The organism is Brucella sp. 22210, assembly GCF_052045675.1.
GTDB lineage: Bacteria > Pseudomonadota > Alphaproteobacteria > Rhizobiales > Rhizobiaceae > Brucella.
The window spans coordinates 176874-201097 of record NZ_JBQEPD010000005.1 but is presented as its reverse complement, the minus strand read 5'-3'; the positions used below and the strand labels follow the sequence as shown (position 1 = coordinate 201097).

Sequence of the window (24224 nt, the reverse complement as noted above, 5' to 3'; positions counted from 1 at the left end):
TTTTAAGCCGCGTGGATTGCGGTACTGTGCCCGCTGATCTGCACGGCCTTGCGGTCAGGTATGCTGACCGCAACCACCGTGCCGACGCCCTCGGTCGAGCGAATGCGCAGCCAACCGCCATGCAGTTCCGCCAGCGAGCGGGTGATGGCGAGGCCGAGGCCTGACCCGCTATGGGTTTTGGTGAACTGGTTTTCGACCTGTTCAAACGGCTGGCCGATCTTTTTCAAAGCCGACTTCGGAATACCGACGCCCGTGTCCTGAATGGTCATGAACAGGGCCGATCCGGTCTTGCGGGCGCGCACTGTGATATGTCCGTTATGGGACGTGAACTTGACCGCGTTGGACAGGAGATTGATCAGCACCTGCTTGACCGCACGGCGGTCGGCATAGAGCTGCATGGCGTCTTCGATCCGCGTTTCGACCGTAATGTTCTTCTCATCGGCTTGCAGTGAAATCATGCGCACCGTCTCATTGATGAGCGGGCAAAGATCGATCTGCTCGCGGTCGAGCGAGAAATGACCGGCTTCGATCTTCGACATGTCGAGAATGTCATTGATGACGTTCAGCAGGAAGTTACCGCTGGTGTGAATGTCGTTGATATATTCCTCGTAGCGGTCGGAGCCGAGCGGTCCGAAGGTGCCCGCCTGGATCATCTCCGAAAAGCCGATGATCGCATTGAGCGGCGTGCGTAGCTCATGGGACATATTGGCGAGGAATTCCGACTTGGCACGGTTGGCCGCTTCGGCGCGTTCCTTTTCCTGACCGTATTTACGGGCCAGCTCGGACAGTTCGCGCACACGGTCGCGCTCACCCTTACGGGCAATCGACAGATCGTGAATGGTCGCCATGAGACGGCGTTCGCTATCCACCAGACGTTCCTGATGCAGCTTGAGCTGGGTGATGTCGGTGCCGATGGAAACCAGACCGCCATCCTGCGTGCGGCGTTCGTTGACCTGTAGCCAGCGACCATCGCTGAGCTGGCGTTCGAAAGTCTGCCCGCCTGCGCGATTGTGTTCGTTGGCCATGCGGCGTTCAAAGGTGAATGGGCGCGTATGAGCGTCAACTTCGTTGCGTGGTACACCCGGCTTCAGTGTCCAGACCGGCAGGCCGGCATATTCGCTGAACTTGGAATTCGCCATCACCAGACGGTTGTTGGCATCCCACAGAATGAAGGCTTCCGAGATGTTCTCAATGGCTTCGCGGATGCGCATGTCGGCTTCCGCCGTCGCTTGCGCAAAGCGGTGCTGCTCGCTGACGTCGAAGGCGATGCCGACCAGATGCAAGTCGCCTTCAGCCGCAATATCGGCACGCACACGCATCCAGACCCACGATCCATCCGCATGACGCATGCGGAACACGCGGTCCACGTGAGAAAAGTCGCCAGCCGCCGCCTGCTCGGCGAGGGAATAGAGGTCGCCATCTTCCGGATTGATGATTGCCGCGACATCGCTGAACGGCAGCACTGCGTCCTGCGCTTCATAGCCCAGCATTTCATACATGGAGCGGGACCAGTAGATGCGCCCGCGCGCCATGTCCCAGTCCCAGAGACCGCAGCGTCCGCGCGCCATGGCGAGATCAATCCGGAGCTGGATCTGATTGGAAAGGTCGTCGGCTTCGCGGGCCCGCGCCGCCTGACTGAAATAGGCGTAAAGAATGGCGAACATGACACCGGTGGTGCCAGCAAAGAGCGTGACATTCAGCGAGACGGCGCGACGCCACTCGGCAAAGATCGTATTCTCCGCTTCCGTCGCGATGATGGAATAAGGCGCTGTCAGCGGCTTGGACAAAGCGCCATAGGCCGCTTCGCCTTGCAGGAGAATTTTCAGCACACCTGCGCGTTCGGCAAAGAGGAACAGCGGCTGCGCTTCCGACAGGATCGTATCAATCGGCTTGCCGGATAAATCGGAGAGTGGGCCGGAAGCTGCGACCACCGACGACTGGCCGTCAACGATGGCAACTGTCATGCCGGACGATGAGAGGCCGCGCGAGCGAAACTCGGCAATGGTATCCTGCAAGTCCTTGGCGGAAACCTGCGCGCCTGCGCTGGTGCCGTTTGCCACGCGCTCGATCATCTGCGCCAGATTGGCAGTCGCTGCCGACAGCGAAGCCTTGTGCTGCTGTTCAATGTCGTCATGCCAGGCCAGCATGGAAAACACGCGGGCGACACCGAGAATGACAAGAAAAATGATGATCAGCGCGGGAACGAGGCGGCGCAGAATGGGCTCCATCGAGATGAATTTGCCATAGGCCGGACCCGCGAGAAGACGGACATGGCCCGAGACCTTGCCTTTCCTTCTCTTCCGACCGGATTCGCAATGCGTCCCCGCCGGCGCGCCATACGCGTCGGTGCTCGCCATCTGATGGTCCCTCGTGAAATGCCTGCGAGTGAAGTGATTCGGAATACGCCACCTCCGAATACATTCAATGAATCAAAAGTGATTCGCGCTGTCCAGCGATTTCGTTAACGAGACGTAAAAAAGGCCAGTCGCCGACGTTGATTTTCTTATGAATCTCAAGCCTTTATCCGGAATCAGTTCCTTAGCCGACGCGCTTAAATCCATGAAAAGACTCATGAAAAACCTGGTCGCTTCCGAAGCGTGCCAGAGCAGGGCGAAAGCGCATAGCTGTTCACCCTGTCAGCCGCAGAAGGGCAGCTGGCAGGAGCGAATCAGGTTGCTTCGATTGTCGCCCGCGAATCAGGCGAGAGTACGATCCACGATGTCGCGCAGGTCGGTTGAAAGCTTGGGCACGCCCGATATGCGGGCGAGGGCCGCGCGGGCATGTTCACGCCGCGTTTCTTCCAGCGACCGCCAGGACCGCATCGACGTCAGAAGCCGCGCAGAGAGCTGCGGGTTTTCGGGATCGATAGCGAGGATCGTCTCGGCGAAGAACACATAGGCCGCGCCGTCCTTGCGATTGAAACCGGTCGGGTTCGACGCCGAGAAGGAGCCGATCAGCGAGCGCACGCGGTTTGGATTGTCGAGCGAGAACAGGCGGTGGACGGCAAGCTGGCGCACGGTTTTCAGTGCGTGTTCGCCGGGGCGGGTGGCCTGAACATTGAACCACTTGTCCATGACAAGCCCGTCGCCGCCGAAACGCTGTTCGAAGCTGGAGAGCGCTTCCCGCGCTTCATCCGTATCGCCGAAGCGGTGAACGAGAACCGTCAGCGCCGCAAAGCGGTCGGTCATGTTGTCGGCTCCCGCATATTGCAGGGCGGCACGACGCTGGTTGCCTTCGTGGCGGCTCAGATAATCCAGCAGCGCATTGCGCAAGGCGCGCTTGCCTGCCGCTTCCGCATCGGGGGTAAAAGCGCCAGTCTGCTTGAGTCCGTCATATAGCCGGGCGAAATCACCCGCATAGGCCGATGCAATAGCGGCGATCAGGTGATCCCGGCTGGCAAGGATGGCGTCGGGATCGACATTATCGCCCATTTCACGGGCCACATCGCTTTCGCTTGGCAAGCTCAGGCAGAGCGCGCGGAACGCCGGATCAAGTGTCTCGTCGGATGCGACGCGACCGACCAGTTCCACCACCTTAGCATTCAGCTCCGGCTTATGGCCGCCACGAACGCGCTTGGCGCCCTCGAGCAGGGTGCGGGTGAGAATGCTGTTCATGGCCTGCCAGCGTGCAACCGGATCGCTGTCATTCAATGCGAGGAATGTCAGGTCCTCTTCGGAAAGCGGCGAGGTCAGATTGACCGGCGCGGAAAAGCCGCGTAGCAGCGAGGGAACCGGACGCGCCTTGATGCCGTGGAAAACAATGGTCTCCGATGAGTGGTGCAGGTGAATGACATTGTCATGCACATCGCCGCCTTCAACGGAAGTCGGCTTCATATCTTTGCCGTCCGGGCCGATGAGGCCGAAAGCAATCGGAATATGCATCGGCTTTTTCACTGACTGGCCGGGTGTTGGCGCCAGCGCCTGACGCAGGCGGATTGTGAAGGTTTCAGCCGTCGCATTGTATTCGAAATCCGCATCCACTCGCGGTGTGCCTGCCTGATCGTACCAGAGCGCGAATTGCGCGAAATCTTGCCCGGAAACGTCGGCAAAAACCTTGATGAAATCTTCGATGGTGGCAGCATCGCCGTCATGGCGCTCGAAATAGAGGTCCATACCCTTGCGGAATAGGTCTGGCCCGATGATCGTGCGGATCATGCGGACGACTTCCGAGCCTTTTTCATAGACGGTTGCCGTGTAGAAATTGTTGATCTCGCGATATTCGCGCGGTCGCACCGGATGGGCGAGAGGGCCGCCATCTTCTGGAAACTGCTGCGCCTTCAGGATCTTCACTTCGGCGATGCGCTTTACCGGACGCGAGCGTTGATCGGCGGAGAATTCATGATCGCGATAGACGGTCAGCCCTTCCTTGAGGCAAAGCTGAAACCAGTCGCGGCAGGTGATGCGGTTGCCGGTCCAGTTGTGGAAATATTCGTGTGCGATGACAGCCTCGATACCGGCATAGTCCACATCGGTCGCAGTTTCGGGATCGGCCAACACATATTTGTCGTTGAAGACATTGAGCCCCTTGTTCTCCATCGCGCCCATGTTGAAATCCGACACGGCGACAATGTTGAAGACGTCGAGATCATATTCGCGCCCGAACTTTTCCTCATCCCAACGCATGGAGCGCTTCAGCGCGTCCATGGCGTAAAGTGCGCGCGATTCCTTGCCGTGTTCGACATAGATGGCGAGATCAACCGGGCGACCGGAAGCGGTTGTGAAATGATCCTTCACAACGCCGAGCGAACCGGCAACAAGCGCGAAGAGATAAGACGGCTTGGGATGCGGATCATGCCACACCGCAAAATGCCGGTTGGCGCTGCCTTTTGTCGTTCCGTTTTCTACCGGATTGCCATTGGAAAGCAGGATCGGCGCGGCATCACGGTCGGCTTCGACACGCACCGTATAGACGGAAAGCACGTCAGGGCGGTCATAATAATAGGTGATGCGACGGAAGCCTTCGGCCTCGCATTGCGTGCAATAGACGCTGCTGCTGCGATAAAGCCCTGAAAGCTGCCGGTTGGTCGTCGGATTGACGGCGGTGACGATTTCCAGCGTGAAGCGCTCACCTTCCGGCAGATCGCTGATGGTCAGGAGATCGGGTGTTGCGACATAACTATTATCAGCAAGCGGGGTGCCGTTGATGGCAATGCTGACGAGCTTGAGTTCGTCGCCATCGAGGACCAGCGGCGTGCCGGGCGCGGTGCCCGGACGGCGCTCGATTGTCAGCTCGGCACGGACAACGGTTTTCTCTGGCTCCAGCGTGAAGTCGAGCTTTGTTTCCGGTATCGCGTAAGGTGTCGGGCGGTAATCTTCGAGACGGAATGTCTGGCCGGTTTCTGTACGCATCGCGGAACTCTTTCTGTGAAGTCTTGTGCTGGATTCGTACCCGGCTTTTGCCCAAACGACAAGAAACGAGCGCCGGGCAAATAAATTTGCCGAACACAACGCTATGGCTGGCAGTTCATGGCAAACAGGCATAAGAAAACAATGTGGTCATACTACTTGGCCGCAAGTTTTACGCGGTATATGTGGGGAATTGCATCGTGAACGCTCGTGCGAGCGCAGCTGTTGAGGCGGCAGGGCTAGATTCAAATCCGATGCTTGGTATCGGTCTCAAGATTGCTTCCGTTGCCGTCTTTGTCGGCATGTCCACCATGCTCAAAGCTGCCGATGGTGTGCCGCTAGGCCAGCTTATTTTCTTCCGATCTTTTTTCGCAGTCATCGCTGTTCTGCTCTATTTGCAATGGCGTGGGCAACTCTCGGGCGCGTTTCGGACACAGCATGGCTTCAGCCATTTTTGGCGTGGGCTGGTTGGCGTCTGCGCCATGACAATGAGCTTCTTTGCGCTGATGAAACTGCCGCTGCCGGAAGCAATCGCCATTAATTATGCCTCTCCGCTGATGACGGTGATTCTCGGTGCGGTCATTCTGCATGAAGTCGTCCGGTTCTATCGCTGGAGCGCAGTGCTGGTCGGGCTTTTCGGCGTGCTGATCATTATCTGGCCGCGCCTGACGCTGTTTTCCGGAGGCAATGTCGGACAGGACGAGGCCATTAGAGCCTTGTCGGCGCTTGGAGCCGCTTTCATGGCCGCTATCGCCATGCTTCTGGTCCGGCGGCTCGTGCAAACCGAGCGCACGGCGACCATCGTGATCTATTTCTCGCTATCGGCCAGCGTCATTGCACTGGTCAGCCTGCCTTTTGGCTGGGTTGTGCCCAGCTGGACACAATTGGCGCTGCTCGTCGGTGCCGGATTTGCTGGCGGCATCGCCCAGATTCTGCTGACCGAATGCTACCGTCACGCGCCGATGTCTACCATTGCGCCATTTGAGTATACGTCGATGCTGCTTGGCCTGTTGATCGGCTTTCTGCTGTTCGGCGATGTGCCGACGCTGGAAATGCTCGTCGGCAGCGTCATTGTCATGGCGGCTGGCGGCTTTATCATCTACCGCGAACACAGGCTCGCGGTTGAACCGCACAAGATCAACGCGCCGCAAGGCCAGTAAAGGGCGTCAGCTTGCCGTTTCCTGCGGTCCTTCGGAGCGCGGATCAAGCTGCATGGTTTCCGGTGTGGACTGGCCGTCCGGCGTGTGGAACTTGTATTCGGTCTTCTGCTCGCTGATTGCCGGACGTTGCAGCCTGCGAATGCGCCAGAAGGCGTGCAGGCCGTAAACGCCAAAGGCGATGGCCATGGTCACGAAGAATCCGGAAGGGCCGATGGCATCCATCAGCGGACCCGACAGCGCCGGGCCCACAACGCTGCCAGCACCATAGATGATCAACAATCCGCCGGAGATTTTGACGAATTCGCTGGCATCGGCATAGTCATTGGCGTGGGCGACGTTGAGGCTATAGATCGGATAGATCACCGAGCCGAACAGGAACATCATTGCGTAAATCGCATAGGGTGTGGTCGGGTGAAACAGCACCATGACCAGCGACAAGGCGAAGCCGATGATACCGGCCAGCACCATGACATAGCGCCGGTCTACGAAGTCGGATGCGCGGCCGAGCGGATACTGGAAGATGGCGCCACCGATCATTGCGGAGGCGAGCATGGTCGCGATACCGAAGGTCGAAAGCCCATTCATTTCGCCGTAGATAGCAGCAAGAAAGTTCCATGTACCGGCGACGATACCGGCGATAAGCGAGCCAACGGCTGCGGCTGGCGAGCGGCGGTAAAGCCCCTTAAGGTCAAGCGAAACCTGCGTCAGCGGGTTTGGTGACTGGGCGCTGGACAGGGCAGTCGGCAGCAGGGCGCTGGCATAGATGATCGCGCAGATGATGAACAGCGTCTGGGTCATCGCATCGCCGAAGGGCAGAATATACTGTCCGCACATCAGGCCGAGCATGGTGATGATCATATAGATCGAGAAAATGCGCCCGCGCGATTCATTGGTCACGCGCTCGTTTAGCCAGCTTTCGATGATCATGTAAGCGCCCGCAAGCGAAAAGCCCGCGACGCCGCGAAAGATCATCCAGGCCACCGGGCTGACCACGAGCGCATGAAACAACAGCGCCATCGACAACAAGGTCAGCAGAGCGGAAAACACGCGCACATGTCCGACGCGCCGCACCAGATGTGGCACCACGATACAGCCGATGGTGAATGCCAGCGAATAGCTCGTGCCCATCCAGCCGATGGTTGTGGTGGACCAGCCCTCCATTCCGCCGCGCAACGGCAGGAGAATACCCGCGAGGCCACCGGCGAGCAGCATCAGGAACGTGCTTGCAAGCAGGGCGGCGATGGGCAGGAGCTGGCCAGCCATGAGGTACTCCAATGAGATGAATTCGGAATCTAAAACTACTTGTCGCCGTCTGGCGCTTTGGCAAGCGGCGAAATAGAACAAGTTTGCGGCATGTTGGTGACAAGCATTGTTCTGATGAACGAGCCGATGCCACCGAAAGGCCGGAATATCAATTGCGTATTTCGTCTAATTTCAACTTTACGGACAGAAAGTCACGCCAGGCAAAACGCTTCTGTGCGGGTGTGCGCAGAAGATAGGCGGGATGCAATGTCGGCAAAACCGGAATTTCCATTCCGGACGGCGTGCGATGAATTTTCCAATTGCCCCGAAGCCGCAATATGCCCTCGGTTGCACCCGTCAGCGCCTTGCCGGCTGGCCCGCCGAGCGCGACCAGTATTTTCGGCGCGGCAAGCTCGATCTGCCGCTCGATGAACGGGCGGCAAAGCTCGGTTTCCAGCGGCGTGGGGGTGCGATTGCCCGGCGGGCGCCAGGGGATCGTATTGGCAATATAAACGCTTTCGCGCTTGAGGCCGATGGATTCGATCATCCGGTTCAGGAGCTGGCCGGATTTGCCGACAAAAGGCAGGCCTTCCATATCCTCATCCCGTCCCGGCGCTTCGCCGATGAACATGATATCGGATGAGGGGTCACCATCGGCAAAGCACAGGTTCTTCGCGGTGAGTTTCAGATTGCAGCCGTCAAAGGCCGCAAGCTTCTCGCGCAGTTCATCCAGTGTCGCAGCTTGTGCTGCGGCCTCACGGGCCAGAGCGATCTGGGCCGTATCGGGCACGTCGGCTGCTGCCTGGACAGGTCTGCTTTCAGGCGAGGGGGTTGCGGCGGCTGAGGGTTGTTGCCAGTTTTGCGCACGGCTTGGCTGATTGGGCTGCTGCTGTGGGCGAGGGCGCTCGGCTGCCTGCGTGTCCTGTCGCGGTGCGGCAGGTGCGCGCTGCGGTTCGGCAAAGCGGTCGATAGGCGTGTCCGAGAGCGGCATGTCAACGCCCGCTTCCGCATAGAAGCGAAGCAAGCCTTCCATATCCAGTGTCTCTCGGCCATCAGTCATCTTTGTACCTCAACAGATGAGGTGGCGAATTTTGGCGGTGAATGCAAGAGCGCGTCGCGCTTTTCGCGATCAAACTACGGACTAACCACCGGAAGCTTACGCTGGGCGCGAGAAATCATGCCAATCCCGACAAGTCGCGACAAAAAATCCCTACAGGCCATTTTCAAACAATTGAAATTGACGTTTACGTCAAAGTAAATATCATTAAACGCACTCAGACGCCGATTTTGGACAATTCGACGCATTTGCGACAGTTGCTAACTCTGTAAGAGGATAAAGGCGAATGACGGGAACAGGCAAATCCTATTGCATGCTGCCCAGCGCTGGCCAAACAGCCGGTTGATGGGTATTCGCAATGGGATTATGCGTAAAAACAATTGGATGCATCATCCGCACTATCGTAGTGAAACGATGATGTCATACCGAACGGAGGGATGAATGTCCGAAGCCCCAGAACATGCGAACCAGGAGCTTCCCGAACGCGAGAGCATGGAATTTGACGTTGTGATCGTCGGCGCGGGCCCCGCGGGTCTTGCTGCGGCGATCCGCCTGAAGCAGGTCAATCCAGAGCTTTCAGTCGTGGTCCTTGAAAAGGGCGGGGAAGTCGGTGCGCATATCCTGTCTGGCGCCGTTGTCGATCCGGTGGGTATCGACCAGCTTCTGCCGAACTGGCGCGACGATGAAGGGCATCCTTTCAAGACGCCGGTGACGGACGATCATTTCCTGTTGCTGGGTCCCGCAGGTTCAGTGCGTTTGCCGAACTTCGCCATGCCGCCTTTGATGAACAATCACGGCAACTATATCGTGTCGCTCGGCAATGTCTGCCGCTGGCTTGGCACGAAGGCCGAAGAGCTGGGCGTCGAAATCTATCCGGGCTTTGCTGCGACCGAAGTTCTGTACAATGACGAAGGCGCTGTCATCGGTGTGGCCACCGGCGACATGGGCGTTGAGCGCGACGGCACTCATGGGCCGAATTATACGCGCGGCATGGCGCTGCTCGGCAAATATACGCTGATCGGCGAAGGCGCACGCGGTTCGCTGGCCAAGCAGTTGATCTCGAAGTTCAAGCTGGATGAAGGCCGCGAGCCGGGCAAATTCGGCATCGGCCTCAAGGAATTGTGGCAGGTCGATCCGTCCAAGCACAAGCCGGGTCTGGTCCAGCACTCCTTTGGCTGGCCGCTCGACATGAAGACCGGCGGCGGTTCGTTCCTCTATCACCTCGAAGACAATATGGTTGCGGTCGGCTTCGTGCTGCACCTCAACTATAAGAACCCGTATCTGTCGCCGTTTGAAGAATTCCAGCGTTTCAAGACGCATCCGGCCATCAAGGATGTCTTTGAAGGCGGCAAGCGTCTGTCCTATGGCGCACGCGCCATTACCGAAGGCGGCTTCCAGTCGGTGCCGAAACTGTCCTTCCCGGGCGGCGCGCTGATCGGTTGCTCGGCAGGTTTCGTAAACGTGCCGCGCATCAAGGGCAGCCACAATGCGGTTCTGTCCGGCATTCTCGCCGCCGACAAGCTGGCGGAAGCCATTGCAGCTGGTCGCGCCAATGACGAGCCGGTCGAGATCGAGAACAGCTGGCGTTCAAGCCTGATCGGCAAAGACCTGAAGAAGGTTCGCAACGTCAAGCCGCTGTGGTCGAAGTTTGGCACGGTTATAGGTGTCGCTCTGGGCGGTCTCGATATGTGGACCAACCAGCTGTTCGGCTTCTCCTTCTTCGGAACGCTCAAGCAGGGCAAGAACGACGCGCAGTCGCTCGAACCGGCGGCAAAGCACAAGAAGATCGACTATCCGAAGCCGGATGGTGTTCTGACGTTTGATCGCCTGTCGTCGGTGTTCCTGTCGAACACCAATCATGATGAAAACGAACCGATCCACCTGCAGGTCCGCGACATGCAGTTGCAGACGTCGTCGGAACACGATGTTTTCGCTGGCCCGTCGACGCGCTATTGCCCGGCAGGCGTCTATGAATGGGTGGACAAGGACGGCAACTCGGCTGCTGATCCAAGCGCCAAGGATGTCCGTTTCGTCATCAACGCGCAGAACTGCGTGCATTGCAAGACGTGCGACATCAAGGACCCGAACCAGAACATCAACTGGGTGCCGCCACAAGGCGGCGAAGGACCGGTCTATGTGAACATGTAAAGGTTCACATGAGGCGTCTGTTTCTGCCAGACACACTACCTAGCAGTCGAGCAACTGCTAGGTAGCATCCGGCAGGAAAATCGTGGCTTCCATGAATGTCACGGCGTTGCCGCGCAGAATAACGCGGTCCCCGACCAATTCGCAGTCGAGCCATCCTCCGCGCGCCGACGCCTGATAGGCGGTCAGCTTGTCGCGCTGCAATCGCGAAGCCCAGTAGGGCACAAGCGTGGCATGGATGGAACCTGTCACCGGATCTTCCGGAATTCCCGCCCCCGGAACAAAATAGCGCGACATAAAGTGTGCCTTTGCGCCGTCCACTTCCTGGCCTGTCACGACAAGACCGACGGAGCCGAGAAGGGCGATGGCCGCCAGGTCTGGAACGAATTTGCGCACGGCATCGGCGCTGCCAAGATCGGCAAAGAAATTCTCGAAGTTGCGAAAGATGTGAACCGGCGGTTCAACGAAAATATCTGCAATTTCGTGTGGCAGCGCATCAATAGGTTCTGGCGACAGACGGGGAATATCGAGACTGTATCCGTTCGTCTCTCGCGATACGCTCAGTTCACCAACCCGCGTGTGGAAGACGAGCAATGTGTCCGCCTTTCCTGTGGTGAACAGCACATGCGCTGTTGCGAGGGTGGCGTGACCACAGAAATCAACCTCAAGCGCCGGGGCGAACCAGCGCAAATCCCATGCGCCATCGGGGCGGGCTTTGACAAAGGCGGTCTCGGCGAGGTTGTTCTCCTGCGCAATCGCCAGCATTTGCGCATCCGGCAGCCAGTCTTCAAGGATGAGGACAGCAGCCGGGTTTCCTGCGAAAACTCGATCGGTGAATGCATCGACCTGATACATTTGCATGCGGAAAGCTCCTTGCTGTGGATGATGCTGCCGTCGCACGTGAAATTCAGCAGCAGCATCCACTGGGATTCCGCACCTTAGTCAAGGTCCGAACGCTGAGGCGTTCTATTGAAGCATAACGGATTGCGTTTCCGGCTCGTCTTCGTCCGGGCGCACCGGGGCTGGAACGGAGAAGTCCAGCCTTACGGGCAGATGATCCGACCCGGCGTCTTCGCGGGCTGAAACCTTGGGCGAAACAATGTCCGCGCTGGTGAAAATCTGATCGATAGGCAGGCCGAGATAAGGCGCCAGTGACACCGGCAGGAAGGACGGGAACCATGTTCCGCCAATGCCGGTCATATGTGTGGTCTTCGATGCGACTTCGACCCGGCGAACGGCATTGCTCCACGGCACGGCGTTCAGATCACCTGCGATGATCGTTGGCCCCGCCAATTGCTTCAGGCCCGGTTCGATATAGCCAAGCTGATAGGGCTGCCAGCGCGGCCATGGCCAAGAAAAATGCAGCGAGGCCACATTGATATGCGTGCCGCCGAGATCAACGGGCGCGATGGCGAGCAATCCGTCACCGATGCATACAGGCTGACCGCCTTCAACGAAGGGACGGCGAGACAGAATGCCGACACCCCAGGTTCGCGAATCTTCACGGCAGCTGAGACGATAGGGATAGGTGGCCTGAAGAATATCGAGCCATTTGGTCCACTGCTCGCTGGCTTCCTGATAGGCGATGATATCCGGCTTTTCGCGGGCGATCATCTGCAAGATGCGCTTTGGCTCCGGATTGTCCTCGCGCAGATTGATCTGAACAAGGCTGTAGCGCGGCCCCGTAGTTTCGGCAGTCGTTGCGCCTGCAGAACCGCTGAGAAAATCACGCGCCATGCCGAGCGTGGTGCTGAGCGCCATGATGGCGAACAGCAGCAGCATTGCGCCTTCGCGTCGCATCTTGGTGAAGAGCAGCGGCAGGGACAGCACGATCATCAGGACGGCAAGATGCGCGCGAAAATGCGAAAATGTATCAAGCGCGGGATGAACCGCGCCGAGAAATCCCAGCACAAGCGGGACGGACACCGCCACGGCGGCAAGCAGCAACAGGAAGGGGATATTCTCACGGCTTTTCGACATGAGATGCCCTCTAGCGATTGAATACGGCGCGATGATGGAAAGCGGAGGGAAGGGAGTAGGGGAATAAGGGAATAGGGGAGTATGTTTTGCAAGAAGGTCTTGTGGCGCTTCTGCCTGAAACAGGGCTCCAACATATTCCCTTACTGCCCTATTCCCCTACTCCCCTAACCTCACTGGAACGCCGTTTCGTAGAAGCTTCGGAGCTTGCGCGAATGCAGTCTTTCATCCGGCATGGCGGCGATTTTTTCGACCGCGCGAATGCCGATCCGCAAATGCTGCGCCACCTGCCGCTTGTAGAACTCGGTGGCCATGCCCGGCAGCTTCAGTTCGCCGTGCAGCGGCTTGTCCGAGACGCAAAGCAGGGTGCCGTAGGGCACGCGGAAGCGGAAGCCGTTGGCGGCGATGGTGGCTGATTCCATGTCGAGCGCAACCGCACGTGCCTGCGAAAGCCGCTGCACAGGGCCACGCTGGTCGCGCAGTTCCCAGTTGCGATTGTCGATGGTGGCAACGGTGCCGGTGCGCATGATGCGCTTGAGGTCGTAGCCTTCGAGGCCGGTGATTTCTTCAACCGCTTCTTCCAGCGCAACCTGAATTTCCGCCAGCGCAGGCAGGGGAACCCAGACCGGCAGGTCGTCGTCCAGCACGTGATCCTCACGCATATAGGCGTGGGCCAGCACATAGTCGCCAAGCTGCTGGCTGTTGCGCAGACCTGCACAATGGCCGAGCATCAGCCAAGCATGCGGACGCAGCACGGCAATATGGTCGGTGATCGTCTTGGCGTTGGAAGGCCCGACGCCGATATTGACCATGGTGATGCCGGAATGGTCGGAGCGCTGCAAATGATAGGCAGGCATCTGCGGCAGGCGCGCCAAAGGGGTGCCTTCGCTTGGCGCGGTTTCGCCTGCACGGGTAATCAGATTGCCCGGTTCCACGAATTGTTCGTGACCGCCGCCGCCTTGCGCCATCAGATCGCGGGCATAGGCGCAGAACTCGTCCATGTAGAACTGATAGTTGGTGAAGAGCACGAAGTTCTGAAAATGCGCCGGGCTCGTCGCCGTATAATGCGCCAGCCGGTGCAGCGAATAGTCGATGCGCTGTGCCGTGAAAGGCGCAAGCGGCATCGGCTCGCCGGGTGCTGGTTCAAAATCGGCATTGACGATCTTGTCGTCGGTCGCAGCCAGATCAGGCACATCGAAAAGATCGCGCAGCGGATGCTGGAATGCGCTGGCGACGGAGGCCTCCACATAGGTGCCTTCCATGAAGGCGAAATGGATCGGGATCGGCGTGGACGACTCGCGTACCGTAACCGTCACGCCGTGATTGCGCATCAGCAGGCGGATCTGTTCATTCAGATAATGATCGAACAGATCGGGGCGGGTAATGGTCGCGGAATAGTCGCCCGGCGTTGAAACATGGCCATAGGCCAGCCGCGAATCCACATGCGCGAAACTCGACGTGGAGAGGCAAATTTCGGGATAGAAGGCGCGGTATCGCTGTGCCGGGATTTCGCCGCGCGCCACTTTTTCGAAAGCATCGCGCAGGAAGGCTGTGTTGCGATCATAAAGCTTTTGCAGGGCGGCAACCGCCGCACTCGCGTCGGTAAACACCTCTGGCTCGATCGGCGCTGGTGTTTTGATTTCGTTGAGAAATGGCTGTTCGATTCGCTGTGTCATGGCTCAGTATAGCAGAGTTCACGACGATGGAATGACGCAGTTATGCGGTTCGTTGCAGGCTGACATAAAGCACAAGGCCAATGCCGCTCATCTTGCTGTGCTGGCCGATTTGCGTATAGGCGAAGGTGGCGGCCGGGCCGGTAAAAATTGCAGTGAAGAGGAATACCCGCAGGGCGATTCCCGCAGTCGAGCGGATGTTGGCGATCATGGCCGTGGCCCCGGCTTGACCTGGGCGGAAGCCAGCGGACCAAACACCGTCTGGTCACGATAGGTGTCGTGTTTCCTGTCGGCGAATACACCAGCGACAATCGCCAGTCCGGCGATCAGTAGCCATACAATCGTCAAGCTTCTCAGCAACATGAAAGCCCCCAAAAGGTTGAAATCCGTCCTTGTTGTTGCCCAGTTTAGCGAGCGCGCCTGAACCACATCTGAGGCTGCCGTTCATGCGCGGTTCAAAAATATTGATGTTCCGTTAAATGCGCCGCATTGGCCTTGTGCCTGTCGAAATGGGTCTTATGTTTCCCATCATTGGAATGCGGGAAGGAACCCGCCCAAATCCGCCGCACACTCTCGAACGAGTTGGAGAAAGCCCATGGTTGAACAGACAAAGCCCATCGAGCTGTATTATTGGCCAACGCCGAATGGCGTCAAAATCAGCATCATGCTGGAGGAACTTGGCGTTCCCTATGAGGTCAAATATGTCAATATCGGCAAGGGCGACCAGTTCCAACCGGACTTCCTGAAGATTGCCCCGAACAATCGCATGCCGGCGATCATCGACCCCGAAGGTCCGGGCGGCGAGCCGATCTCGGTTTTCGAATCCGGCGCCATTCTCCAATATCTCGGACGCAAATTCGGCAAGTTCTACCCGACAGACGAGCGCAAGCGCGTGGCTGTTGACGAATGGCTGATGTGGCAGATGGGCGGACTGGGCCCGATGTCGGGTCAGGCGGGGCACTTCCGGCTCTATGCGCCGGAAAAGGTGCAGTATGGCATCGATCGCTATACCAACGAGGTCAATCGTCTCTATGGCGTGCTCAATCGTCAGCTCGAAGGCAAGGATTACATCGCGGGCGAATATTCTATCGCCGACATGGCCAGCATCGGCTGGGTGAATGCTTTCAAGAACTATGAGCAGAATCTCGACGAATTCCCGAATCTGAAGCGCTGGCACGACACCATGAATGCGCGCCCGGCCGTCGCGCGCGGTCTGGTCGTCGGGAAGGAAGAGCGGGAAAAATCCAATTTGGCCAACGACAAGGAAGCGCAGAAAATTCTCTTCGGCCAGAAGGCGCGCTAGGCAAGAAATAAAAGAAAAGGGCGGCTGTTCAGGCCGCCCTTTTCGTTTGGAAACTGTTGTCGACGATTATTGGCGCGTCAGGCTTTCGCTCTTGCAGATCAGGCCGCCAAGCACGCAGCCCGACAGAGACAGCGTGTTACCCTTGACGGAAGCTTTGCCCGTATAGGTCTTGCCTTCGTCAAGCTTGTTCACTTCGCCCTTGTAGCTGCCATCCGTGCCGGACATGGTGCCGATGGACTTGCCCTTATATTCGCCGGTCATGACGGTGCCGCAGAACTTGTTGCCGCCGCAGGATGCATAGCTGATGATCGTGCCGTTCGGGCGCTTCCAGCTGCCCACGATTGCTTCGTCAGCAAGAGCTGGCGCGGCGAAGCTGGCTGCAAGTGTCATTCCAAGAATAAGAGTGCGGATCATTCATTCCTCCCGATGCGCGCCAGTCCCTCCATCGGGCGGTGGCGCAAGCCGCTTCATTCATTTGCCGTGGTCGCCGTAACCGAGGTTGCCGTTTGATCACCGGACCTCAGAACGCGCCACTCATCATGACGACAGTGTTCTCCCCAGTTCGCCATGATTTACGCAAACGTAAACGTAAACGAGATTTCGCGAGAGCGGAAGCGGAATTTTTGCATTCATGAGCGCGCTGGGCGAGGGGATTCCATGCCGTTTGTAAACGCCGCAATGCACCATTTCTGCCGACCCCGATTGTCCTATGGTTATCATCCGGTTTCCATGCATCGAGCGGATTTGGATCGATTTTTCGGAAAAATCCAGCAATCCGCGAGGCTTGGATGTTTAACAAAATCCCAAGTTTACACCTTGTTGGGATTTTGTTGGTCAGACGTTAAGCATCTGGTTTAACGCGCATTTCAGCCCTGAGGTCTATTCTCTACATCATGAACGGAACGACAGAGACGGCAGTTTCAAGGCGATAACAACCGCCACGAGATAAAGACCGGACGGTTCTCGGGATTTAACAGGGACAAAGAAAAATGGCACAGTTTCAGAGCTTTACGCAGCAGCAAAAGATCGCATCGCAGGACCGCATTCTTCTGGAAATGGGCATGAAATATGCGATTGGTCGCGATTGCGAGATCGATGTGATCGCAGCCCATAAGTGGCTCAACATCGCCGCCATTCGCGGTAACGAAAAGGCCGCCCGGATGCGCAATCAGGTTGCCGCCACCATGAGCAAGACTGAACTGGCCGCAGCCCTTCGCGATGCGCGCGAATGGATGACCACGCACTGAAACTGCGAAACGCATGACCGAAACAAAAAGCCGCCTTCGAAGGCGGCTTTTGTGCGTTAGCTCATGCCGAGATAGCGGCCTGGCTTGTGATTGATTGCCACGATGAGGTTCATCGCCACGGCGCCGAGCACTGACAGCATCATATTCTGCCAGGGTATGAAGAAGAGCGACGCCAGCATGATCACCAGATCAAGGCCGAGCTGGAACCAGCCCGCCCGAATTCCGTATGCGTCCTGAAGATAGAGCGCCAGAATATTGACGCCGCCGACGCCGGAGCGGTGCCGGAAAAGGGACAGCACACCCATTCCCATCAAGGTGCCGCCCATCAGCGCGGCAAACAGCGGATTGACAGCACTGAAGTCGACGCTCTGCGGGATCAGCCATGCGAAACCTGACAACATGCCAACCGCTACGAAAGTGCGGATCGTGAATGGCCATCCCATGCGCCGCACGGCGAAATAATAGAAGGGCAGGTTGATCAGGAAATAAAGCAGCCCGAAACTTGTTCCCGTCGCATATTGAATAAGAAGGGCGATGCCGGCTGTGCTGCCGGTCATCAAAGTTGCGTGGCTATAGAGATTGATGCCAAGCGCGATGAAAGACGTACCAATCAGCATGGCCATGGCGTCTTCGTACAAGCGATGGCGGTCGAGGCTTGCAACACTGGGCGTGTCAACAAGCGGAGCGGGGCTATCTGCGAGATCTGCCACGTTTAGACTCCAACAGCGATAGCCGGAATTCCGGCTCAAAAAAGTCAAAAACCGGATTGGAAGCCGGCGCTCATTTCAACTGATCTTTGCGCTGTGCGGAGGTGTCGTTGCTTCGATGATCGCACACGAGCGTCAAGTCTTGGGAGACCTCAACAATATAGCAGCGTGAAAGCGCCTTGGCACCATTTGCAATATTGCTATTTTAAGCCTGCCTTTATCGGCTCCCTACAATTTTAGGGCGGTATGCTTTTGATTTATTTCGTCACGAATGCCGTCGAGAAATAGGTCTACTTCCCGTGGACTACATAAATGGTGCTTTATGAGATGGTTTGGGGCCTGTTCCATGAATTTGAGTGCACGAATCCGCCCATTTTTGCGATAATCGACCACCCATTTGATGAAATCCCAGTCGAAACGCTCCGGGCAGCCATCGCCCATATCCGGTCGCGTGCGGCCATGATATTTCAGGATGCGTCGGACTACCCGCAGAAGACGTCGTCCGGTCGAAATGTCGAGGAAAATGAGCATGTCGGCGCGTGACGCACGATGGGGCATGGTATGGCTGTGATTGCCTTCGAAGACCCAGCGATCACCATCCGCCGCCTCGTTGGTCAGGCGGGCGATTTCATCAAGCGGACGCATGACCCATCCCGCTTGCCAGTAGATGGTGTCGATGTGGATGACGGGCAGGTCCAGCAGCTGGCCCAACTCCCGCGCCAGTGTCGATTTTCCCGAACCGGCGCCGCCGATGATCATGATCCGCTGTATCATCCCACATCGTCCTTAATGCAGTTTCCGCTTAAATACAAAACGGTCAATTTGATGACGTTACTATGTCGTTACTATGAAGGGGGCAGCCATAACGGGCCGAAAATGACCGTTAGAAAATTTGTATTGCCCGCACCTGTAATATTAAGCAAACGATTGACAGTCAATTTCGCCAGGAGCAATGTTGGCGCGGAAAAGGAATGAACGGGAGCAACAGGTTGAGCCTGATTTCTTCTTAATTCCGGCATATGCGGAGAAAGATGAAATTTCCGGCATATGCAAATGAGATTGGTCGTGAAGCATCAATCCGGTGCCTTACGATCCAAGGGCCGTATTCGATAGGGAGTGACGCAATGTCCATTCGAACCATCACAGCTTTGGCAGGCACCGCCATTATCATGGGTGCAGCGGCTTTCACCTTCTCTTCGCCCGCAAGTGCGTTGACGATGAAGGAATGTAGCACCAAGTATCAGGCCGCCAAAGACGCTGGAACGCTCGGCAATCTGAAGTGGAACGACTTCCGCAAAGCCCAGTGCGGTGACGATGCCGCCGCTGCACCAGCTGCTGCTCCGGCGGCGCCTGCCGCGGCAGCGCCAGCCGCCAAAACTGCAAAGACGGCAGCTCCTGCGGCTGATGACAGCGCCAAGGGCCTGACGATGAAGCAGTGCAGCACCAAATATCAGGCCGCAAAGGATGCAGGCACGGATAATGGCGTGAAGTGGAATGATTTCCGCAAGGCTGAATGCGGTGCCGGTGCCGATCCTGTTGCGTTGAGCACCGATGGCAATTCGGAACCTGCAGCACCGACTGCTGCTGCTCCGAAAGGCATGAAGTTCCCAACCGCCGTTTCTGCGAAATATTCGAGCGAATCGGCTGGCAAGGCACGCATGCACACCTGCCTCGAGCAGTATCATGCATTGAAGGATGCCAATGCACTTGGCGGCCTGAAGTGGGTGCAGAAGGGCGGCGGTTATTACAGCCTTTGCAATGCACGCCTCAAGGGCAATTCCTGATCGATATCGACTCGATATCGCTGAGAAAAAGAGGGGCCGTGAGGCCCCTTTATTTTTGCTTCGAAAACCATCCGGTCAAAGCGACACTCAACCAGCCGAGGATCATCAGGCTTCCACCGGTTGGTGCGGCGAGCGGAAAGAGCCGGTTACCCGTGATGTCGCGCATGAAAAGATCGCCGCAGAAGAGCGCCAGGCCGACGACCACAAGCGCACCGCCGATTGCGGCTGCACGGCTGGCGGGGGCAAACAGAGCCAGCACAAGCAAGGCTGGTGCATGGCCCAGCAGCAAAGGTGCTATGCTGCCGAGATGGTTTTCGCCGCCATGGGCCGCCCCGGCATAGGCTGCGATTGCCAGCGCGCCGCACAATCCGCCAAGCGTGCTGAAAAGAACGTTATGGGGTCTGCCATTCGATAAGCTGGGCATGATGGCTCACTATTCAAACAGTTTCGGTGCTTTTGATCGACTGGCGGGCGTCTTCCAATGCGCCGGGCAGGGCGGCTTCGAAAACATCCAGCTGTTCTTCGATCCCCACACTCACGCGAATGCAGCGGTCGAGAACCGGAGCGCCCGGCTTGCGTACGAAAACATCGCGCGCGATCAGTCCATTCATTATGGCGGTGGCAAATGCCGCGTCGCGGCCGCAATCAATAGCCACGAAATTGGTTGCAGAAGGAATAGCGCTCAAACCGTTGGCTGCCGCAATAGCAGCGATACGGTCGCGACCTGCATGGATTTTCGCGACAACATTCTTGAGATAGGCCTGATCTTTAAGCGCTGCGATAGCCGCCGCTTGTGCAACGCGGTTCACGGCAAAATGGTCACGAATCTTGTCGAAGGAGCGGATCGCTTCAGCGCAGCCGACAACATAACCGCAGCGAATGCCAGCCAGCCCATAGGCTTTTGAGAATGTACGCATGCGAAGGATATTCGGGCGATCTGTTTCAAAAGACGGGAACGCCGAATCAGGCCCGGTCTCGCAATAGGCTTCGTCCAGAATGAGCATCGTCGTTTCAGGAATGCCCTCGATGAAGGACTGGATATCAGCTCCTTCATGCCAGGTACCCATCGGATTGTCGGGGTTCGCGACATAAACGATGGCGGCGTTTTCGCGCTTTGCAGCGGCGAGCAGGCCGTCGAGATCGGATTTATCGTTTCGATAAGGGACGGTGACCAATGCGCCGCCGTAACCTGCGACGTGGTAATTGAAAGTCGGATAACCGCCAAGCGAGTTGATAACCTTGTCGCCTTCGCGAACATACTGCCGAACGACCAGCCCAAGCAGAGCATCAACGCCCGCGCCGGGCATGATGTTTTCCGCTTTCACACCATGATGGGCTGCAATAGCGTGGCGCAGTTCGTAGTTTTCGGGATCGCCATATTTCCAGACCTCTGCGGTTTCGCGTTGCATCGCCTCAATCACCGATGGCGCCGGGCCGAAGCTGCTCTCATTCGCACCGATGCGGGCTTTGAAAGGCTTGCCACGCTGCAATTCCAGCGTTTCTGGACCGATAAACGGCACGGTTGAAGGCAGCTTTTCCACAAGAGGCGTGAGGCGGGGTGATCCCATGGCGATATCCAGTCAGCTTTCAGTCAGGCAATGAAGGCGGCTTGGTCAGGCGAGATGGTCCGCAGCTGTTACCACGTGGCCGTTCGTCCTCCCGATTGAAAGGCATAGCAAGTCATGTCCGTCGGTTCCACCAGAATGGTGAGAAAAGCGTCTGTGGAATGTGCGGCAGTTTGTTTGCTGGCTATAGCGAAGCGAAAGGTCGGGATTGTGCCAGTGGACTGTTCGGGCGAAGGCGTTTCACCGACCTCAATCGTTTATCTACATGCTAACTAGCTAATGCGTTGTATATTGGTGGCGCTGAGCATCGGCCGTGGTCGAGTTCGTCTGTTTCATTGCGGTTGAAGACGTTCCGATCAAGTCTCTATGTCCTTGATTCGAAACCGTAATCAGAATTGGCTAGATAAGTCCGGCGTTTTGTCCGAGCACGTTTGATAGTTTGACCAGTGCAGGCGCGACAGACCGCACTTGCTGTGTCCGCCGCTCTCCCGTGTCAAGCGATCAATATGCGCGAGCGACTGTGTGGAAGCGGCAGGAAACTCAGAATCTTGAATGATTGGAGGGGAGCCATTCCATGACGGCACATGCGTCAACCTTTCCAGCCTGCGATGCGGCAACGGAAATACCGGGTGCTATGGGCTTGAAGTTCGCTTGCAGCGTGGCGCTGGAAGCAAGCAAGGAAATGCCGCTGTCAACCTGAGACAGTGGTGCCTGTTTAAGGGCAATCGACAAGGCTCGGTGTGCTGATTCGTCAGGCACAATTGCGATTAAAGCGCTGAATCTCGTCTTCTCTGACCCTTACAAGCAGGCTGCACAGCACAGCGAATTGTTTTCGCGTGTGAGCGCGCTGAACTACAGCTGGAAACCCTCTAGTGGATTTCCAGCACTTTCACGCAAGAATCGAGATCATGGGTAGCCAGATGCGCATATCGCATGGTCATTTGCAGTGTCTGGTGGCCAAGCCACATCTGGACACGGCGAATATCAATGCCGCCGCGAACAAGGCGGGAAGCGCAGGTGTGACGCAGAATATGCGGTACGACCTGATCGTCGGTGCCCAGACCGACTTCCATCTTGGCGTCATTCCAGATCTGACGAAACCGGACTTGATTGAGCATCGCAAATGGCCCTTTGAGCCGCTCGTGCGGAATCTTCGTCGCCTTTCCCGCACGGCGGGTGAGGGGGACTGTTCGGCTTCTATTGGATTTGGTGAGCCAGAAGGTGACGCGATGGTCCTGCAAATCATTCCACGTCAGTCCAATGGCCTCGCCAAGACGGCAGCCTGAATCGACAAGGAACACTGCAAGCCGGAAGCTGTCTTCGCAGCGCGATTTGATCGCCGCGAACAGACGCTTTTCTTCCTCATATTCGAGAAAGCGGATGCGTCCCACCCGTTCTTTCTGTCGGACAAACTCCGGCAGACTGTAGATGTCCCCCATTTTATGCGCCTTTCGCAGCAGCTTGCTCAGCGCAGCCATCTTTCTGTTGATGGTTGCATTGCTGTTGCCGCGCTCACGAAGCGTGCCAATAAGGGAATCAAGCATTTCCTGATCGAAACCTGAAAAGCGTTCGCCCTTCAGAATTTCGTCGATCTCGCCGAGAAACGACCTAACATTATATTTGTGCGAGCCGTCATCCCACAGAATGTTTATGTATTTTCCCGTCAGCTCAGCGATAGAGAATTTCTCTACGAGCCTATGGTTTTGGCTTCTGTCGGATGCGTAGTTCAGATTGTAGTCGATGATCGGCGCATATTTGTCACCAGTACCAACTACCGTTTCCCCAATAGTTATCATTTTGTGCCCCCCGGCATTCTGCGGGTTGCACAACTAATGGAATAATTAAAGAAGCACAAGATAAGTAGGCTAACTTTATGCAGAGACATGGTGCGATCCTTGTTTCAGGCCCCCCGTTTGTCCCCAATTTCCAGTTTCTCGATAACTCCCCTTGTCGCCGCCCGTTCAAAATCCCCATTTTGGCGCGGGTGACTTCACAGCTCTGTGAACACTGATTCTATGATTGCAGACGCCAGCGGTTTCCCGCTGGCGTCTTTGATTCAGACGTTGGTCTGATTAGAACGAACGCTGGAAGCGAACCATGCCGCCGAGGGCATCCTTGTCGCCTGCGTAGTCGCGCCATTCGCCACCGAAGCGGGTGTACGAAACTTCCGGCGTGATGGTGAAGCCAGGAACGAGTTCGTAAGCGACGTTAGCCGTAACTGCGGTCTTGCCCCAGTCGTCGTGTGCGCCCTGAATGTTGATGACAGCCTTGTCGGTTGCCTTGAACTTCGCGCCACCCCAGACAGCCCAATCGCCGCCCCACATGCCGTACATCTGGTCCGGAGAGCCTTCCGAAGCGTAGCCACCCTGCAACCAAACCGAGAAGCGGTCGGTGATGTTGATGTCGCCGCGAACCTTGGCAGCCCATTCTTCGATAACCGAGTCGTAAGCTACGACACCAGCGATCGAACCCCAGCCGCCAGCATACTTCAGGCCGCCAACAACGTGCGGCATGTAGCCGTCGATGGTGAAGCCGTCGTCACCCTGTTCAAGAGCAACTACAGCCGAGAAGCCGTTGCCGCCAGTGAAGGTGTAGGAAATCTTGCCGGTGCGGTAGCCGCCAACTGCGACCACGTCATCGTTGATGACATCGCCGAGGTAACCGGTGAAGGTCTGGAATTCCGACTCATCGATACCGACCTTCAGGCCGCCGAGTTCGATATAGGCGAACTGCAGAGCAACGTCAGAACCGGTCAAGCCGTACTCGCCGTCATGACGCGAGTTAGCTGCGCCGTAGTTGAAGCGGGTTTCGGTGTAGGTCTTCAGCGTGCCGTATTCGGTTTCCGAAGCGGTCGAGGTGCGGAGAGCGAAACGAGCGCCCTTATCCCAGCCCTTACGGTCGTAACCGGTGTAGACGTCATCGCCGCCCTTTACGTCGTAACGGACGTAACCATGGATGCGCAGGCAGGTTTCGGTGCCTGGGATGTAGAAGTAGCCAGCGCCGTATGCGTCGCAAACGC

Annotated in this window: 22 protein-coding genes; 6 read left to right on the top strand and 16 right to left on the bottom strand. The window is 57.2% G+C overall.

Translation table 11 applies throughout. From position 1 onward, the window contains the following. Nucleotides 1-2 precede the first annotated feature (2 nt). A complete protein-coding gene (locus tag ACTJKP_RS09530) occupies nucleotides 3-2357 on the bottom strand; it encodes a PAS domain-containing sensor histidine kinase (RefSeq protein ID WP_440630453.1) in 2355 nt (784 codons plus the stop codon). A gap of 339 nt (nucleotides 2358-2696) precedes the next feature. Further along, complete coding sequence (pepN, locus tag ACTJKP_RS09525; RefSeq protein WP_440630452.1) at nucleotides 2697-5348, bottom strand: aminopeptidase N; 2652 nt, start codon at nucleotides 5346-5348, stop codon at nucleotides 2697-2699. A gap of 251 nt (nucleotides 5349-5599) precedes the next feature. On the opposite strand from pepN, the gene ACTJKP_RS09520 reads away from it, so the two are divergent. After that, on the top strand, nucleotides 5600-6505 hold the full coding sequence (locus ACTJKP_RS09520; protein WP_440630498.1) for a DMT family transporter: 906 nt from the start codon (nucleotides 5600-5602) through the stop codon (nucleotides 6503-6505). A 6-nt stretch (nucleotides 6506-6511) separates the two neighbouring features. Here ACTJKP_RS09520 and ACTJKP_RS09515 read toward each other — a convergent pair whose 3' ends face one another. Together ACTJKP_RS09515 and ACTJKP_RS09510 are read right to left on the bottom strand one after the other, a co-directional pair. Then, nucleotides 6512-7768, bottom strand: a complete 1257-nt coding sequence (locus ACTJKP_RS09515) for an MFS transporter (protein ID WP_440630451.1) — start codon at nucleotides 7766-7768, stop codon at nucleotides 6512-6514. 148 nt (nucleotides 7769-7916) lie between these two features. Continuing rightward, complete coding sequence (locus tag ACTJKP_RS09510) at nucleotides 7917-8807, bottom strand: uracil-DNA glycosylase (RefSeq protein ID WP_440630450.1); 891 nt, start codon at nucleotides 8805-8807, stop codon at nucleotides 7917-7919. A 438-nt stretch (nucleotides 8808-9245) separates the two neighbouring features. Between ACTJKP_RS09510 and ACTJKP_RS09505 the strand changes: the two genes are divergently transcribed. After that, nucleotides 9246-10952 (top strand): electron transfer flavoprotein-ubiquinone oxidoreductase, encoded by a 1707-nt coding sequence (locus ACTJKP_RS09505; protein WP_440630449.1) that lies wholly within the window; start codon nucleotides 9246-9248, stop codon nucleotides 10950-10952. 57 nt (nucleotides 10953-11009) lie between these two features. On the opposite strand, the gene ACTJKP_RS09500 is transcribed toward ACTJKP_RS09505, so the two are convergent. From ACTJKP_RS09500 to ACTJKP_RS09480, 5 genes are all read right to left on the bottom strand, one after another. Beyond that, nucleotides 11010-11810: a PhzF family phenazine biosynthesis protein gene (locus ACTJKP_RS09500; protein ID WP_440630448.1), complete on the bottom strand. Its 801-nt coding sequence runs from the start codon at nucleotides 11808-11810 to the stop codon at nucleotides 11010-11012. Nucleotides 11811-11915: 105 nt separating this feature from the next. After that, nucleotides 11916-12929 carry an endonuclease/exonuclease/phosphatase family protein gene (locus ACTJKP_RS09495; RefSeq protein ID WP_440630447.1) on the bottom strand — a complete coding sequence of 338 codons (1014 nt, stop codon included), beginning with the start codon at nucleotides 12927-12929 and terminating at the stop codon, nucleotides 11916-11918. A gap of 170 nt (nucleotides 12930-13099) precedes the next feature. Next, entirely contained in the window at nucleotides 13100-14602 is a 1503-nt protein-coding gene (locus ACTJKP_RS09490; protein ID WP_440630446.1) for an AMP nucleosidase, read from the bottom strand. 40 nt (nucleotides 14603-14642) lie between these two features. Beyond that, the gene (locus ACTJKP_RS09485; protein ID WP_171058772.1) at nucleotides 14643-14810 is read right to left on the bottom strand and encodes a hypothetical protein; all 168 of its coding nucleotides are present in this window, start codon (nucleotides 14808-14810) and stop codon (nucleotides 14643-14645) included. Further along, nucleotides 14807-14962, bottom strand: a complete 156-nt coding sequence (locus ACTJKP_RS09480; RefSeq protein WP_440630445.1) for a hypothetical protein — start codon at nucleotides 14960-14962, stop codon at nucleotides 14807-14809. The genes ACTJKP_RS09485 and ACTJKP_RS09480 overlap by 4 nt, the downstream gene beginning before the upstream one ends. A gap of 232 nt (nucleotides 14963-15194) precedes the next feature. On the opposite strand from ACTJKP_RS09480, the gene ACTJKP_RS09475 reads away from it, so the two are divergent. Next, on the top strand, nucleotides 15195-15902 hold the full coding sequence (locus tag ACTJKP_RS09475) for a glutathione binding-like protein (RefSeq protein WP_078340149.1): 708 nt from the start codon (nucleotides 15195-15197) through the stop codon (nucleotides 15900-15902). A gap of 66 nt (nucleotides 15903-15968) precedes the next feature. On the opposite strand, the gene ACTJKP_RS09470 is transcribed toward ACTJKP_RS09475, so the two are convergent. Then, nucleotides 15969-16316, bottom strand: a complete 348-nt coding sequence (locus tag ACTJKP_RS09470; protein ID WP_182520100.1) for a DUF2147 domain-containing protein — start codon at nucleotides 16314-16316, stop codon at nucleotides 15969-15971. A 575-nt stretch (nucleotides 16317-16891) separates the two neighbouring features. Here ACTJKP_RS09470 and ACTJKP_RS09465 point away from each other — a divergent pair. Beyond that, nucleotides 16892-17149 carry a hypothetical protein gene (locus ACTJKP_RS09465; protein ID WP_078340148.1) on the top strand — a complete coding sequence of 86 codons (258 nt, stop codon included), beginning with the start codon at nucleotides 16892-16894 and terminating at the stop codon, nucleotides 17147-17149. A gap of 56 nt (nucleotides 17150-17205) precedes the next feature. On the opposite strand, the gene ACTJKP_RS09460 is transcribed toward ACTJKP_RS09465, so the two are convergent. Beyond that, nucleotides 17206-17859 carry a YitT family protein gene (locus ACTJKP_RS09460; protein ID WP_440630444.1) on the bottom strand — a complete coding sequence of 218 codons (654 nt, stop codon included), beginning with the start codon at nucleotides 17857-17859 and terminating at the stop codon, nucleotides 17206-17208. Nucleotides 17860-18084: 225 nt separating this feature from the next. Beyond that, a complete protein-coding gene (locus ACTJKP_RS09455; RefSeq protein WP_440630443.1) occupies nucleotides 18085-18630 on the bottom strand; it encodes a DNA topology modulation protein FlaR in 546 nt (181 codons plus the stop codon). Between the two features lie 350 nt (nucleotides 18631-18980). Here ACTJKP_RS09455 and ACTJKP_RS09450 point away from each other — a divergent pair, with 350 nt between their 5' ends. Beyond that, nucleotides 18981-19640, top strand: coding sequence for an antifreeze protein (locus ACTJKP_RS09450; RefSeq protein WP_113534003.1), 660 nt, complete (start codon nucleotides 18981-18983; stop codon nucleotides 19638-19640). A 49-nt stretch (nucleotides 19641-19689) separates the two neighbouring features. On the opposite strand, the gene ACTJKP_RS09445 is transcribed toward ACTJKP_RS09450, so the two are convergent. Together ACTJKP_RS09445 and ACTJKP_RS09440 are read right to left on the bottom strand one after the other, a co-directional pair. Beyond that, the gene (locus ACTJKP_RS09445; protein WP_440630442.1) at nucleotides 19690-20064 is read right to left on the bottom strand and encodes a DUF423 domain-containing protein; all 375 of its coding nucleotides are present in this window, start codon (nucleotides 20062-20064) and stop codon (nucleotides 19690-19692) included. Nucleotides 20065-20077: 13 nt separating this feature from the next. Next, entirely contained in the window at nucleotides 20078-21208 is a 1131-nt protein-coding gene (locus tag ACTJKP_RS09440; protein WP_440630441.1) for a pyridoxal phosphate-dependent aminotransferase, read from the bottom strand. A 571-nt stretch (nucleotides 21209-21779) separates the two neighbouring features. Between ACTJKP_RS09440 and ACTJKP_RS09435 the strand changes: the two genes are divergently transcribed. Next, nucleotides 21780-21905 carry a hypothetical protein gene (locus tag ACTJKP_RS09435; protein ID WP_440630440.1) on the top strand — a complete coding sequence of 42 codons (126 nt, stop codon included), beginning with the start codon at nucleotides 21780-21782 and terminating at the stop codon, nucleotides 21903-21905. A 169-nt stretch (nucleotides 21906-22074) separates the two neighbouring features. Here the strand turns inward: ACTJKP_RS09435 and ACTJKP_RS09430 are convergent, their stop codons facing one another. Both ACTJKP_RS09430 and ACTJKP_RS09425 read right to left on the bottom strand, forming a co-directional pair. Next, entirely contained in the window at nucleotides 22075-23001 is a 927-nt protein-coding gene (locus tag ACTJKP_RS09430) for a tyrosine-type recombinase/integrase (RefSeq protein ID WP_113534000.1), read from the bottom strand. A gap of 276 nt (nucleotides 23002-23277) precedes the next feature. Further along, nucleotides 23278-24224 (bottom strand): porin (locus ACTJKP_RS09425; protein ID WP_440630439.1); only part of this gene is annotated, 947 nt, incomplete at its 5' end.